The sequence below is a fragment of the Paenalcaligenes hominis genome (assembly GCF_011927625.1).
GTDB lineage: Bacteria > Pseudomonadota > Gammaproteobacteria > Burkholderiales > Burkholderiaceae_B > Paenalcaligenes > Paenalcaligenes hominis.
Genome location: NZ_JAATIZ010000002.1, coordinates 229,665 through 243,789, shown reverse-complemented (window position 1 = coordinate 243,789; position 14,125 = coordinate 229,665). Strand labels below are relative to the sequence as shown.

The window sequence follows — 14,125 nt, the reverse complement described above, 5'->3', positions numbered from 1 at the left end:
AAGTGAATGAGTTTTGAATTCCGCCAACTCACAAAGACCTTTGCTGTTGCCCCCCAATTGCAGCCAGAAGACCTTCAAGCTGCAGCCGAGGCAGGGTTTAAAAGTGTCATTATCAATCGGCCCGACTTTGAGCTCGAGTTTAATCAACCTAGCTCAGACACCATGATCGCGGCCGCACAGCAGGCAGGTTTAAGCGTACGCTACCAACCCGTAGTAAGTGGTTCCATCACCATGGAGAACGTTCAGGAATTCAAACAGCTATTGGCCGAGCTTCCCACACCTATTTTGGCCTATTGTCGTAGTGGTGGCCGTTGTGCAAATTTATTTCAGTACGCACAACAAAATTGATATTAATCAATAGGTGCAGCCGTTTGATTGACGTATAGTCAATCTAAACACTTCGTGTAATAACTTCCAATAACGGGGCAAACTATGTTCAAAAAGATCTTAATTCCTACCGACGGATCCACCTTATCTGCACAAGCAGCAAATAAAGGGGTTTCCTTTGCACGTCAAATTGGTGCAGAGGTCGTAGCCTTACACGTCACTCAGCCTTTTGCCGCCACCGTAGGTTTCGATGGTATGGCTGCTGCCTATGCGATTACGGACGAAGACTATGAAAAAAATGCATCGTTGCAATCTCAGAAATACTTACAGGCTGTACTAGATCGTGCGGAAACAGCAGGGGTAAAAGCCACGTCGCGTTCCATTTCTAACTTTAATGTGGCAGATGCCGTGGCTACGGCTGCGCTCGAGGAAGGCTGCGATCTTATTTTTATTGGTAGCCATGGTCGTAGTGGTTTATCGCGCTTGCTATTAGGCAGCGTAACCGCCAAAGTGCTAAATCTTGCTCCGTGTGCGGTGTTGGTTTACCGCGTAAAAGACGCCACCTAACTCCTTCTAACGCTAATCAAAGCCTGCTTTGTTAAAGCAGGCTTTTTTCATCTGCTAACGAGTACAATAAGAAAAATGATTAAAAGGAAAAGTGAATGTTAGCGTTTGAGTTAGATTTTGCTGATGCGTTGATTGATATAGACAGAAAGCTCACCGTCAAAGGCGCGCCTGCGCATACCGAGCTCGTTATTCATTCTAAAACCGAACGGGCTGGGCAAATCTGGCGCAGTCAAATTACGGTCCAAACGGATGAGCACGGCATGGTGAATTTAGCAGACGTGGTGCCCAGTGCAGGCAGTTACACAACGGCACAACCGATGGGGCTTATCTATACGCAATTAGCAGAAAACGCGGCCTCTACCGAACTCTTTCCTGTGTCTGTGCATCATGCGTTGCATACCGAACTCGAGGCGCATTGTGCAGGCCAAGTGGCTAAAACCGTATTAACCCAACGTTTAACTCACGCTACGGTACAACGCGTAGAAATTAATCAGCCCGGTTTTCATGGCATTATGTTCGTGCCTAGCACAGCAGGCGATAAACCGGCTGTTATGGTGCTGAAAAACCAAAGTGCGGCTCCACTCGACGAGGCACACGCCGCGCTTTATGCCGCTCGGGGTTACATAGCGCTAGCCCTTGATTATGCGCAAACACCTAGCTTAGATACAGATCCTGAGGCCTTAATGCCTTTTAAATTAGCTTTAGCTTGGCTACGTACTACCATGCGTCCCAAGCATAACTTTGTGGCCGTGTCAGGGTATCAACAAGGGGCTGAGTTAGCATTGTTGCTGGGTGTGCAGCTGGCTGACCAAGTGTCTGCTGTGATTGCCTGCGAGCCTACTGCTGCGGTGCGTTCTCCTTATCCGCTAGCTGTAGAAAATAGCTTAGGGCCTATCTTGTTAGCATCGGGTCAACAGCATGTCTCAAGTCAATACCACCATACGATTGGGCAACGTCTAGAGCAGGCGGGCTTTGATTATAATTTTCAGTGGTATGACTTCGAGGGTGTAGGGGCGGGGTTAAGCTTTGCCCATGTACCCACCCTTCATTTGTGTCCGGACGCAGAGCAGGCCCTACGTTTAGCGGCCGCCAACAAAGAGCTCTGGTTTGCCATCATTGGGTTTTTGCATCAGGCCGTGATAGAGGCGGCGCGCCCGACACAGTTACACGCGTGAACTGGGTGTAAGCTCTTCACGATACGTGGTTAACGCATTGACTACTATAGGTAAAAGCTCATGCTCTGAGCTTTTACCCTGGGGGTATTGGTCTAAAAAGCGCAAAATGCTTTCACGCATTCGAGGCTCCCAAAACAACCGCACATGGTCGGCTACGGCTTTGGTAGAGGCATCGGGGTTGGGTTGGGCTTCAAAAAAAGCCCCTATTTGATTGAGCATGGGAATGAGCGGATCAACATGCATAGTCTGTACTCGCTTGTAAGAATTCGGGATGACTGTAAGCGCTGAATTGCTTTTCACGGCCAAAAGCAACCAATAATAGGCCAAGCTCATCAGCGACTTGAATCGCATAGGTAGTGGGGGCAGACACAGCAACCAAGACCGAGGCGCCTAGTGCTGCCGTTTTTTGTACCATTTCAAAACTGGCGCGACTTGACACTACCACCAAGCCCTTTTCGACGGCAGTGTTATGAGTCAGCAAATGCCCAATGAGCTTATCGAGTGCATTATGGCGACCAACGTCTTCGCGTACGACCTGTATGACCCCATTCAGATCAGCCCAGCCTGCTGCATGGGTGGCCCCTGTGACTTGATGTAAAGGCTGCCGATGGCGTAGCTGATCAAGGGCATTAAAAATAGCGGTAGCGCTATAAGGCTGCACGGGGGGGGCAACAGGAGCTAAGTCGCGTCGTACCTCATTTAAACTTTCTAGGCCGCAAAGGCCACAGCCTGTTCGCCCAGCCAGTTGGCGACGGCGTTGTTTAAGTTGGTTTAAGCAGGCGGAAGCTATTTCTATATTGAGCACGTACCCCCGCTCATCTTGGTCTATCACCACATCATAGATATCATTGGCGCTACGAATGATGCCTTCTGTAAAGGAAAAGCCGATGGCGAGGTCTTCCAAAAAGGTGGGGGTAGCTAAAAGCACCGCGTGGCTGATACCGTTGTATTGCAAAGCAATAGGCACTTCGGTGGCGAGTTGATCGTCCTCGGCGACAGATAAACCATGACGCTTTTGACGCCAAACGGTTCGGGTGCTTTGCCCAGCGCTTAGGGCGGTATCAGCAGCAATAAAAGGGGCAGCGGTGCTTTGTGTCATAACTTAAAGGGTTTCTAAAGAAGGTGAGTCTATGGGTTCAGTGGTGTCAAACGGAGCCTCTCCCTTTAGCAAACGTTGTTGCTCGTGGTGAAATTGCGACCATTCGGTTTGCCACGCAGAGCTATCTTGCGCTGTAACAGGACTGACTTCTACGGCCGTTACTTTGTATTCCGGACAGTTAGTAGCCCAGTCGGAATTATCAGTAGTGACTACGTTAGCGCCAGACTCAGGAAAATGGAAGGTCGTATAAACCACACCAGGTTGCATGCGATCTGTGACCACAGCGCGTAGCGTCGTTTCGCCCTTACGACTGCGCACTGATAGCACATCCCCCGTTTGAATACGTCGCTCTTCGGCATCCATGGGGTGAATTTCTAAGGTGTCTTCGGCGTGCCAGAGCGTATTGGCGGTACGTCGTGTTTGGGCTCCTACGTTATATTGTGACAGAATTCGGCCTGTAGTGAGTAGTAGAGGATAACGTTTCGTCACACGCTCGCTGGTGGGCACGTATTGGGTAATCATAAATTGCCCCTTGCCGCGTACAAACTCATCAATATGCATGATGGGTGTGCCTTCTGGGCTTTCCTCATTACAAGGCCACTGCACGCTACCCCCTAGTTCTTCAATGCGTGCATAGCTAACGCCTTGGAAGGTGGGGGTGAGTCGGGCAATTTCATCCATAATTTGGCTTGGGTGCGTGTAATCCATCGGGTAGCCAAGGGCTTTAGATAGCGCACAGGTAATTTCCCAGTCAGCCATCCCATTTTTGGGTTCCATGACTTTGCGCACTCGTGAAATCCGGCGTTCGGCATTTGTAAAAGTGCCATCTTTTTCTAAGAAAGAGGAGCCAGGTAAAAACACATGCGCATATTTAGCTGTTTCGTTCAAGAAAAGGTCTTGCACAATAATGCACTCCATAGAGGAGAGCGCCGCGGTGACATGCTGGGTATTGGGGTCGGACTGAACAATGTCTTCCCCTTGGCAATATAACGCTTTAAATGATCCGCTTAGGGCGGCATCAAACATGTTTGGAATACGTAGTCCTGGCTCAGGCTCAAGTGTTACCCCCCATTCTGCCTCGAAGAGTTCACGGGTAAGGGAGTCAGAAATATGACGGTATCCTGGGAGCTCGTGGGGGAAAGACCCCATGTCGCAAGAGCCTTGTACGTTGTTCTGACCACGTAGTGGATTAACCCCTACGCCTTCAAAACCAATATTACCTGTAGCCATTGCTAAGTTGGCGATGGCCATGACGGTGGTTGAACCTTGGGTGTGTTCGGTAACGCCTAGGCCATAGTAAATAGCCGCATTGCCACCTGTGGCATACAAGCGAGCGGCAGCACGAATGGTTTCAGCAGGCACACCGGTAATGGGCGCCATGGCTTCAGGGGAGTTGTCTTCTTGACTGACGAAAGCTTTCCACGCGGCAAACGAATCAGTTTCACAGCGTTCTGCAATATAGTCTTCGTTGCAGAGATTTTCCGTCACGATCACGTGAGCTAAGGCAGACAACAAGGCCGTGTTGGTGCCAGGACGCAGTGCTAAATGATAGTCGGCTTTAATATGGGGGGAAGACACCAAATCAATAGCACGAGGATCAATGACAATGAGTTTAGCGCCTTGACGTAAACGTCGTTTTAGACGCGAAGCAAAAACGGGGTGAGCGTCGCTTGGGTTGGCGCCCATAACCAAAATCACATCGCTGGCCATGACCGAGTCAAAGGTCTGAGTGCCTGCCGATTCGCCCAGGGTTTGTTTTAGACCATATCCTGTTGGGGAGTGACAAACGCGAGCACACGTATCCACGTTATTGGTGCCAAAGGCAGCGCGGACGAGCTTTTGGACTAGGTAGGTTTCTTCGTTAGTACAGCGAGAGGACGTAATACCACCGACCGAATGGGTGCCGTATTGGCCTTGAATGCGCTTGATTTCACTAGCGGCGTAATCAAGGGCTTCTTGCCACGACACCGGTTGCCATGGGTCGTTAATGCTGCGGCGAATCATAGGGGTTGTAATCCGGTCCTCGTGGGTGGTGTAGCCCCAAGCAAAACGGCCTTTTACGCACGCGTGACCTCGGTTAGCTTTGCCATCTTTCCATGGCGTCATGCGTACAATCTGTTCCCCTTTGGTTTCTGCCTTTAGGCCACACCCTACGCCGCAGTAAGCACAGGTTGTAATAATGGCTTGATCCGGCTGGCCCATTTCAATAACGTTTTTTTCCATTAGGGAGCCGGTTGGGCAAGCCGCCACACAGGCGCCACATGAAACGCAATCGCTGTCTAGGAAGGTCTCCATTTGACCGGCGGCGACTTGGGCGGCAAAACCGCGTCCGTCAATGGTTAAAGCAAAAGTGCCTTGGGTTTCTTCGCAAGCGCGCACACAGCGGTTACAGACAATGCACAGCTTTGGATCAAAGGTGAAGTAGGGGTTGGTAATATCAGCGCAGGCATCGCGATGGTTCGCGCCATCGTAGCCGTAACGGACTTCACGTAAGCCCACCTGGCCGGCTGTTGTTTGCAGCTCGCAGTTACCGTTGGCCGAGCAGGTTAAGCAGTCGAGCGGGTGATCGGAGATATAGAGCTCCATCACATTCCGTCGGACTTTATGTAAGCGATCATTGGCAGTGGTGACCACTAGGCCTTCTTCGACCAAGGTAGTGCAGGAGGCAGGTTGGCCTCGACGCCCTTCGATTTCCACTAAACATAAGCGGCAGGAGCCAAAGGGCTCAAGGGAGTCCGTAGCGCACAGTTTTGGAATTTGAATGCCAGCCTCGGCGGCGGCACGCATAATTGAGGTACCCGCAGGCGCTGTGACCGCATGACCATCAATGGTCAGCGTGACGTATTCGGTAGAAAGCGATGCGGGGGTACCGAAGTCGCGCTCGCGAATAATAACGGTTTCTAACATAAGAGTCTCCTTTATACGGTAGCGCTAGGGCTAGTGCTGGGCTCTAAGCCAAAGTCCTCTGCAAAGTGATTCAGTGCAGATAAGACAGGATAGGGCGTCATGCTACCCAAAGCGCATAGGGAGGCATGTGTTAAGGTGTCGCATAAGTCGTGAAGTAAAACCACGTTGGCCTCAGGGTCTTGTTTTTGACGAATTTTAGCGATGGTTTCTACCCCACGGGTAGAGCCGATGCGACATGGGGTGCATTTGCCACAGGACTCGACCGCACAGAATTCCATGGCGTATTGCGCCATTTCTGCCATATCGACCTGTTGATCAAACGCCACGATGCCGCCGTGTCCGACCATGGCGGAGATAGCGGCATAGCTTTCATAATCAAGCGGGACATCCCAATCGGATTCAGGCAAATAGGCACCCAGCGGCCCCCCGACCTGAACCGCACGTAAATCAAGGCCAGAGGCACTGCCGGCCCCATAATCATATAAAAGCTCGCGCAACGTCACCCCAAACGCTTTTTCAACCAAGCCACCTTGTTTAAGATTGCCTGTTAATTGAAAGGCTAAGGTGCCACGTGAGCGCCCCATGCCATATTCCTTGTAGTAAGCCGCGCCCTTAGCGAAAATGATAGGGATACTTGCTAGCGTCACCACGTTATTGACGACGGTGGGCTGACCTAAAAAGCCCTGCAAGGCAGGAAGGGGGGGTTTAAAGCGAATCACGCCGCGTTTGCCTTCAAGGCTTTCGAGTAAAGAGGTTTCCTCGCCACAGATATAAGCCCCAGCCCCCAAACGCACCTCGAGATCAAACTGGTGGGAGGAGCCTTGAATGGACTGACCCAAAAAGTTTGCCGCGTAGGCCTTATCAATGGCTTGCTGCAGGATGTCGTAGGCGAGTGGATACTCGGAGCGCAAATAAATATAGCCACGGGTAGCGCCCACACCTAGACCGGCAATAATCATACCCTCGATTAAACTATAGGGGTCGGCTTCCATTAAAATTCGATCTGAAAACGTACCAGAGTCGCCTTCGTCGGCATTACAGACAATGTATTTTTGAGCAGCCGGCGCATGAAGCACCGTATTCCATTTAATCCCTGTAGGGAAAGCAGCACCACCTCGACCGCGTAAGCCAGACTCTGTGGTGGCATCTACGATGGCTTGAGGGCTAAGCGCTAAGGCTTGGTGTAAACCTTGCCAACCCCCATGGGCGGCGTAATCACTGAGGCTTAAAGGGTCAATATGGCCAACGCGGCCAAACGTAAGGCGTTCTTGGTTTTTTAAATAAGGGATTTCAGTAGTTAGACCATGACACAAGGGGTGAGCGCCGCCATGAAGCCAATCGGCTTCAAATAAGCTAGGTAGGTCTTTAGCATGAACGGGACCATACGCAATGCGTCCTGTCTCTGTTTGCACCTCGATAAGCGGCTCGAGCCAAAGTAAACCAAAGGTGCCATTGCGCACAATGTCAATGGGTTGGTTTTGAGCCTGTGCTTGGGCTTTGATAAGAGGAATTAGCGTTTCTACGCCTGCTGCCACAGCGGCCGTATCGCGAGGGATATAAAGACGAATGGGAGTCATGATTGCGCTCCTTTCTCTTGGAGCTGTTGGTTAAGTGTTTGGAGATTAAGGTGAGCAACAGGGTTACCGTTAATCATGGCAGCTGGCCCTTGAGAGCATAAGCCTAAGCAATACACTGGTTCGAGTGACACCTGGCCATCTGCGCTAGTCTGGTGAAAATCGCACCCTAACTGTTCTTTCACTTGGGCAATCAGGCCATTTGCCCCACGCGCCTGACAGGACTCGGCACGACATAACTCAAGCAGTACTGGTGCAGGAGGATGAGTACGGAAATGGGTATAAAAACTAATTACGCCGTGTATTTCCGCACGCGAGCGATTAATAGCAGCACTAAGTAAAGGCACAATGGCTGCGGGTATGTAGCGCAGTTGATCTTGAATGCTGTGAAGTAAAGGCAACAGATTACCTTCTTTGTGGGCATGCTGATCGAGCGCGTGTTGCAATACCGTTTTTAGCTGTTCAGCAGTCAAAGCAGGGGCAGTTATGGACATAGGCGTTGAGCTCTGCCTAACGGCAGCCTCCTATATGATTAAGATAACATATTATTATGGGGTCGATTATGCTTCAATTTACCCATATAGAGCTTATTAATCAATAAGCTTGCGCGGTCAACAATAGACTATGCTAATATGTTATTCATAACATAATAAAGCCCAATGGGGATTTTCATGGATGAAAATACAAAGGTCGTGGTGCAGGCGCAGTGGTCTGTGACGGCGGAATCCACCTTAGATTTCAGTGCATTAATGCAGCTATTGGCGGCTTTAGATAAAGTAGGCAACTTATCCGCTGCAGCTAAACTCACTCAATTCTCGTATCGGCATGCTTGGGGCGTGATACGTCAAGCAGAACAAGTATTAGCGGTGGCTTTAATTGAAACGTCTAGACGCCAAGGCAGCAAGCTGACTGATTTTGCACGACAGCTATTACATCGATATCGCTTATCTGACCAGAAAGTACGCGCTTTTTTGCAAGAGCAACAGCAACTGTTTAGTGCTGACTTGCACGATCTCTATAAAAAACAACAGGTAGTGTTGCGCCTGTATGCAAGCCATGGGTTTGCGGTAGAGGGGCTAATGCGGCAAAAGCCCGACGATCAAGCGCCTTATATCGAGCTGAATTACCGTACAGGTATCGAGGCACTCGAAGCCTTGCAACGCAATGAGTGCGATGTCGCTGGCTTTGAGATTCCCATGGGGCATTATCAGGCGCCTACTTTAGCCATGTATCGCTCTGCGCTTTCCCAGACCCCGCTATTATTGGCTTTGTTGGCACAACGCAATGTAGGGCTATTCGTACAAACTGGCAACCCACTGGGCATCCATACTATTGCCGATTTAATGCGCCCAGAGGTGCGCGTGGTGAACCGTCAAAAGGGTTCCGGGTCTAGAAACTTAATGGAGCTCATGATTGCTGAACAAGAGTTAGACGCCGATTTAATTTTAAATTATGGGGCCACCGAGTTCACACACATGGCCGTAGCAGCGCATGTGGCTAGCGGCATGGCCGATGTGGGGTTTGGCATCGAGACCGCAGCGCAGCGCTGTGGTCTAGACTTTATTTCCCTAGCAAAGCAGCGGTATTTCTTTGCGTTTCACCAAGAGATGGTTAATAGTGCCATCATACAACAATTTTTACAGCGCTTACGCAGCACAGATTACCATAGCTATATGCAGCAATTAGCTGGGTACGAGGCCGAAGGCATTGGTACCCTTTACACCTTAGCTGATGCTTTTGGTGACGATTTTGATTTCACTACTCTACAGCACACTCATGACTGGACGCATATTTAACCCCTCTTCGACATCTTTGGCTCCGGCTCGTCAACCCACGGTGGTGGCACACGAAGGGGCCGGATTACGCGACCAACTACAGCGTCCGTTGCGTGATTTACGTATTTCAGTCACAGATCGCTGTAACTTTCGTTGTACGTATTGTATGCCACGCGAGGTCTTTGGCGCAGATCACGCTTTTTTACCTCAGCCACAGTTACTTAGCTTCGAAGAAATTGTGCGCGTGGCGACCATTGCAGTCCAAATGGGTGTACAAAAAATTCGCCTCACTGGTGGCGAACCTCTATTGCGTAAACACATAGAAAACCTGATTGAACTGCTGTCACAGCTGCGCACTCCAGATGGGCAGCCGGTAGAATTAGCCATGACTACCAACGCCACCTTATTGGCTCAAAAAGCCCAAGCCCTCAAAGACGCTGGCTTGCATCGCGTTACCGTCAGCCTAGATGCGCTAGATAGTGCTCGTTTTACTCAGCTTAGCGATAGCCAAGTAGCCGTTGAGCGCGTTTTGGCTGGCATAGAAAAAGCGGCCGAGGTGGGTTTGGCTCCTGTGAAAGTGAACATGGTGGTGCGCAAAGGGATCAACGATGATCAAATCATCCCCATGGCTCGCTATTTTAAAGGACGCGGTCATGCCTTGCGTTTTATTGAATACATGGACGTAGGCAATACCAATGGCTGGAACATGGCCGAGGTCATTACTGGCGCTCAAATTGTCGAGCAATTAGCTCACGAGTTCGAGATCGAACCGGTAGCGGCCGACTATTATGGCGAGGTCGCGGATCGCTATCGCTATGTCGATGGCAGTGGCGAGTTTGGTATTATTACCAGCGTTTCTAATCCTTTTTGTGGGGATTGCACGCGTATGCGTTTGTCGCCCGAAGGGCAGTTTTTCCTTTGTTTATTTGCTAGTCGCGGCTACGACGTTCGCAGTTTATTACGCAGTCAGGCCACAGACAACGAGATTGCCGCTCATCTAATGGAAGTCTGGCGCGGCCGGGGCGATCGTTACTCCGAGCTTCGCGGGCAAAACCAAGCCCCCCGAGAAAAAATAGAAATGAGTTACATTGGTGGCTAATGCCTAGGTCAGCACTTACTGGGGCAATTCTCACAGGCGGTCAAGCACGCCGCCTTCAAGACTTAGGGGCAGTAGATAAAGGGTTGGTAGAGCTGCAGGGCCGTCCTTTGGTCGCTTGGGTGCATGAATGCTTAACTGATTTTTGTCAGTCATCGTTGTTAATCAGCGCGAATCGCAATCAAAGCGCTTATGCTGCTTATGGCACCGTGGTCTCTGATCCAACCGCGCTTGACCCCTATCAAGGGCCACTTGCAGGGTTATGGGCCCTGCTAGAACAGTGTGAAACAGAGTGGTTGTTGGTCTTGCCCGTCGATACGCCTTTTATTCGTCCGCCTCTTTTGCAAACCCTCTGGGAAGCTCGTCTGGCTAAGCCGGAAAGCGCGTTGTTGTATATGCAACATCAGCGCTCCTACCCGTTGTGCTTATTAGCTCATCGTTCTGTGCTTGCCTCATTAAAAGCCGATGTATTGGCTGGTGAGCGTCGTGTACAACGATGGTTGAGTCAGCACCAAGCTGTTGCTGTCGATATGCGGCAGTATTCAGATTCCTGCTTTTTTAATATTAATACGCCTGACGATATACAAAGCGCCCAATTAAGGGCGCTTGAATTAAGGGAAAACTAATAGCCCCAATGTTTTAAATCGTAATAGGCTACGGTTGCCCCAAGCCCTACGTGTTGTTCTGCTGGGATACGTGCTAGACCCGTAGACCAGCCTAATGAACTGATAATGGCCGACCCTTGTTGAGCATGGGGGGTTAAATATAAAAACCCATCGGCATCCGGGCGAGCTTGAACGCGAATGAATTCCTCGCGCCAGCCGTGAAATACCGTATCACTATCGAGTTTGCCATACAGCACACGGGGCATAGCGTGACGACGACCTTGCAGAATACGAATCATGGGCGAAACCATAAGCGTAAATACAGCAAACGACGATACAGGGTTGCCGGGTAATCCTACAATAGGGGTTTGGCCGATATGAGCAAGGGCAACCGGTTTACCGGGCTTCATGCGCACTTTCCATAGATTCATCTCGCCGCCTAACTGTTCAATAGCAGGTTTGACGAGATCTTTATCGCCCACTGAAACCCCGCCCACGGTCAAGACCAAGTCGCATTCTTGGCTAAGCTGAGTTAATGCCGCTTGAATAGTAGGCAAGGTGTCTTTAGCGTGCAATACAAGGTGTACGCTGGCATTAAGCTGTTGGACCATAGCGGCCAACATGGGCGCATTGGAGTTATAGATTTGGCCTTCTTTTAAAGGCTGGCCTGGCTCGGTAAGCTCGTCGCCAGTAGTGAGAATACCAATCTTGGGGATAGGGTAGACATCGACCTCGGTGATGCCTTGTGAGGCCAGCATGGCAATATGACCACTGTTAATGGTTTTGCCTTTAAGAATCACTGTCTTGCCTTGGCTCATGTCCTCGCCGCGGTAACGCACGTTAAGGCCTTGCGTGGGGGGCGTGTGAATTTGGACTTGGTCGTCAGACTCGGTACAGTTTTCTTGGATGACAACCGTATCGGCACCTGTAGGCATTAAGCTACCAGTAAAAAGACGAATGGCTTTGCCTGCTTCAAGGGGGTCAGGGATATCGCCCGCATAACACCGTTGCTGAATAGGTAAGCTTACCCCCTCGGCGTAGTCCGCAAAACGAATAGCATAGCCGTCCATGGCGCTATTATCTGCTGGTGGGATATCAATAGTGGCTTGAACTGTATCGGCTAATATACGCCCTAAGGCGGCATGTACTGGAATACGCTCAGTGCGAGTAGGACGAACTGCCGCTTGAATAAGGCGGTCTTGAGCGGTATCAAAGTCGAGCATAATAACCCTTTTTTAAAGAAGCAGTTTAGGATTTGGAAGCACAGTGATCAGCAAAATTACACGGCTTGTGTTGGCTGTTTAGTTGCTCGCGAATCAGACGTGTCCAGGCCAAGCGACAGGCATTGGTTGAGCCAGGCAAGCAAAAAATAACCGTTTGGTTTGCTAAGCCTGCGATAGCGTCGGATTGCATCGCTGAGCTGCCGATATCTTCGAAAGACAATTGGCGAAAATGCTCGCCAAAACCCGTGATGGTGTGATCAAAAAGTGGCTGTAATGCGGCAACAGTATTTTTTTCTGGGCCAAAGCCTGTACCACCATTCGTGATAATGACATGAAGCTGCGGGTTAGCAATCCATGCACTGACAATTTTGCGCAGTTCGTAACGATTAGCCGGGCTGATCGCGCGCTCTAGGCACTGATGACCTGCGCGTTGTAACTGATCAACCAAGTAGTCGCCAGAGGTGTCATTGGCAGCAGTGCGTGAGTTGGAAATAGTTAATACGGCACAATTCAGTTTAATCATGGGATTCCCACTTGGCTGTTTTAAGTGCATCTGCCTCGCGCTGCTGTACCCAAAACTTTTCGCCGGATTGCAGTTTTTCTCGTTTCCAAAAAGGCGCACGTGTTTTTAGGGCATCAATAATGTATTCACCGGCGGCAAACGCATCGCCACGGTGCACACTGGTTACCCCAACAAAGACAATTTGTTCGCCTAAGTGCATTTCTCCAACACGATGGACCACGCAATAGTCTAAAATATCCCAACGTTGTTTGGCGTGCTCGCAAATAGCGGTAATTTCGCGTTCACACATGCCCGGATAGTGTTCTAAGAAAAGGGTGTCAGTGGGTGCATCGGGGTTGAAATCGCGTACATAGCCCATAAAAGTTAATAACGCGCCTGCATGCCCCTGATGAGCTTGATGCAAGTCTGCAATCAGCTGAGCCGCATTAAAATCGTGTTCTTGAACGATAACCATATTAGCCTCCGGTAACAGGTTCAAAGACGGCCACCTCGTCACCTGGGTGAATAATGGCATCATGGTCTACATGGTATTGATTAACAGCAATTTTCAATCGCGACTGCAGAGGGGCAAGTACAGGGTATGTGCTGACGATATGCTCTAGCCATGCGCTAACAGCAATAGGCTGATCTAACGGCCAGCTTTCTTGACGTGTTTGGGTTAGCTCGGCAACTTGAGCAAAATATAAAACGTGAATAGTTGAAGTGGACATGAGAGCTCCTTGAAAGGTAAGAAAACGATCTGGGTTTAGGCTTTTGCTTCCCACACCCCAGATTTACCTCCGGACTTGCGCAGTAAACGCGTGTCTTCAATAACAATACCTTTATCAGCGGCTTTGCACATATCGTAAATAGTGAGGGCGGCAACACTAGCAGCCATCATGGCTTCCATTTCAACGCCAGTGGTATAGGCACACCGACAGGTAGCAAAAATATGCAATACATGATGGTCAGGGTCGAGCTCAAAGTCGATCCCGACAAAGTCGAGGGCCAAGGTATGACACAAAGGAATTAAATCGGCGCAGCGCTTTGCGGCTTGGATACCAGCGATGCGTGCGGTGTTTAATACCTCGCCTTTGGCGTTATCTTGGGCAGTCAATAGTTGATAGGCCCCAGCGCTTAAGCGCACTGTGCTACGAGCAATTGCCTCACGAGCGCTGCGCGTTTTATGGCTGACATCCACCATGCGGACTTGACCGCTCTGGTCTAGGTGGGTCAGGGTTAAATCGGAATCTGTGATTTTGAAGCCCATGTTTT

At 50.1% G+C, this 14,125-nt stretch carries 16 protein-coding genes; 6 read left to right on the top strand and 10 right to left on the bottom strand.

Annotation, left to right across the window (positions count from 1 at the left end):
• Positions 1 to 6: 6 nt before the first annotated feature.
• From GGR41_RS05180 to GGR41_RS05170, 3 genes are all read left to right on the top strand, one after another.
• Positions 7 to 348: a protein tyrosine phosphatase family protein gene (locus GGR41_RS05180; protein WP_167660949.1), complete on the top strand. Its 342-nt coding sequence runs from the start codon at positions 7 to 9 to the stop codon at positions 346 to 348.
• 84 nt (positions 349 to 432) lie between these two features.
• Positions 433 to 894, top strand: a complete 462-nt coding sequence (locus GGR41_RS05175) for a universal stress protein (protein WP_077734556.1) — start codon at positions 433 to 435, stop codon at positions 892 to 894.
• A 95-nt stretch (positions 895 to 989) separates the two neighbouring features.
• Entirely contained in the window at positions 990 to 2,069 is a 1,080-nt protein-coding gene (locus GGR41_RS05170; RefSeq protein ID WP_167660948.1) for an acyl-CoA thioesterase/BAAT N-terminal domain-containing protein, read from the top strand.
• On the opposite strand, the gene GGR41_RS05165 is transcribed toward GGR41_RS05170, so the two are convergent.
• Genes GGR41_RS05165 through GGR41_RS05145 form a run of 5 tightly spaced genes read right to left on the bottom strand, consistent with a single transcriptional unit; the run spans position 2,058 to position 8,143 of the window.
• A complete protein-coding gene (locus tag GGR41_RS05165) occupies positions 2,058 to 2,312 on the bottom strand; it encodes a formate dehydrogenase subunit delta (RefSeq protein WP_167660947.1) in 255 nt (84 codons plus the stop codon). The genes GGR41_RS05170 and GGR41_RS05165 overlap by 12 nt on opposite strands.
• Positions 2,302 to 3,168, bottom strand: coding sequence for a formate dehydrogenase accessory sulfurtransferase FdhD (gene fdhD / locus GGR41_RS05160; protein WP_167660946.1), 867 nt, complete (start codon positions 3,166 to 3,168; stop codon positions 2,302 to 2,304). The genes GGR41_RS05165 and fdhD overlap by 11 nt, the downstream gene beginning before the upstream one ends.
• A 3-nt stretch (positions 3,169 to 3,171) precedes the next feature.
• Positions 3,172 to 6,075 (bottom strand): formate dehydrogenase subunit alpha, encoded by a 2,904-nt coding sequence (gene fdhF, locus GGR41_RS05155; RefSeq protein WP_167660945.1) that lies wholly within the window; start codon positions 6,073 to 6,075, stop codon positions 3,172 to 3,174.
• 11 nt (positions 6,076 to 6,086) lie between these two features.
• Positions 6,087 to 7,652 (bottom strand): formate dehydrogenase beta subunit, encoded by a 1,566-nt coding sequence (locus tag GGR41_RS05150; protein ID WP_167660944.1) that lies wholly within the window; start codon positions 7,650 to 7,652, stop codon positions 6,087 to 6,089.
• Positions 7,649 to 8,143, bottom strand: a complete 495-nt coding sequence (locus GGR41_RS05145; protein ID WP_077734565.1) for a formate dehydrogenase subunit gamma — start codon at positions 8,141 to 8,143, stop codon at positions 7,649 to 7,651. Before GGR41_RS05145 ends, GGR41_RS05150 begins: the two co-directional genes overlap by 4 nt.
• A gap of 177 nt (positions 8,144 to 8,320) precedes the next feature.
• On the opposite strand from GGR41_RS05145, the gene GGR41_RS05140 reads away from it, so the two are divergent.
• The 3 genes from GGR41_RS05140 to mobA are packed head-to-tail and all read left to right on the top strand — an operon-like array spanning position 8,321 to position 11,146.
• Complete coding sequence (locus tag GGR41_RS05140; protein ID WP_167660943.1) at positions 8,321 to 9,445, top strand: substrate-binding domain-containing protein; 1,125 nt, start codon at positions 8,321 to 8,323, stop codon at positions 9,443 to 9,445.
• Entirely contained in the window at positions 9,426 to 10,523 is a 1,098-nt protein-coding gene (moaA, locus tag GGR41_RS05135; protein ID WP_167660942.1) for a GTP 3',8-cyclase MoaA, read from the top strand. Before GGR41_RS05140 ends, moaA begins: the two co-directional genes overlap by 20 nt.
• On the top strand, positions 10,523 to 11,146 hold the full coding sequence (gene mobA, locus GGR41_RS05130) for a molybdenum cofactor guanylyltransferase MobA (protein WP_167660941.1): 624 nt from the start codon (positions 10,523 to 10,525) through the stop codon (positions 11,144 to 11,146). Before moaA ends, mobA begins: the two co-directional genes overlap by 1 nt.
• On the opposite strand, the gene GGR41_RS05125 is transcribed toward mobA, so the two are convergent.
• The 5 genes from GGR41_RS05125 to moaC are packed head-to-tail and all read right to left on the bottom strand — an operon-like array spanning position 11,143 to position 14,120.
• Entirely contained in the window at positions 11,143 to 12,348 is a 1,206-nt protein-coding gene (locus tag GGR41_RS05125) for a molybdopterin molybdotransferase MoeA (RefSeq protein WP_167660940.1), read from the bottom strand. The genes mobA and GGR41_RS05125 overlap by 4 nt on opposite strands.
• Positions 12,349 to 12,373: 25 nt before the next feature.
• Positions 12,374 to 12,871, bottom strand: a complete 498-nt coding sequence (gene moaB, locus GGR41_RS05120; protein WP_167660939.1) for a molybdenum cofactor biosynthesis protein B — start codon at positions 12,869 to 12,871, stop codon at positions 12,374 to 12,376.
• Positions 12,864 to 13,325 carry a molybdenum cofactor biosynthesis protein MoaE gene (locus GGR41_RS05115; protein WP_077734571.1) on the bottom strand — a complete coding sequence of 154 codons (462 nt, stop codon included), beginning with the start codon at positions 13,323 to 13,325 and terminating at the stop codon, positions 12,864 to 12,866. Before GGR41_RS05115 ends, moaB begins: the two co-directional genes overlap by 8 nt.
• Before the next feature lies 1 nt (position 13,326).
• A complete protein-coding gene (locus GGR41_RS05110) occupies positions 13,327 to 13,581 on the bottom strand; it encodes a MoaD/ThiS family protein (protein WP_077734573.1) in 255 nt (84 codons plus the stop codon).
• Between the two features lie 35 nt (positions 13,582 to 13,616).
• Positions 13,617 to 14,120 carry a cyclic pyranopterin monophosphate synthase MoaC gene (moaC, locus tag GGR41_RS05105; protein ID WP_167660938.1) on the bottom strand — a complete coding sequence of 168 codons (504 nt, stop codon included), beginning with the start codon at positions 14,118 to 14,120 and terminating at the stop codon, positions 13,617 to 13,619.
• Positions 14,121 to 14,125 lie beyond the last annotated feature (5 nt).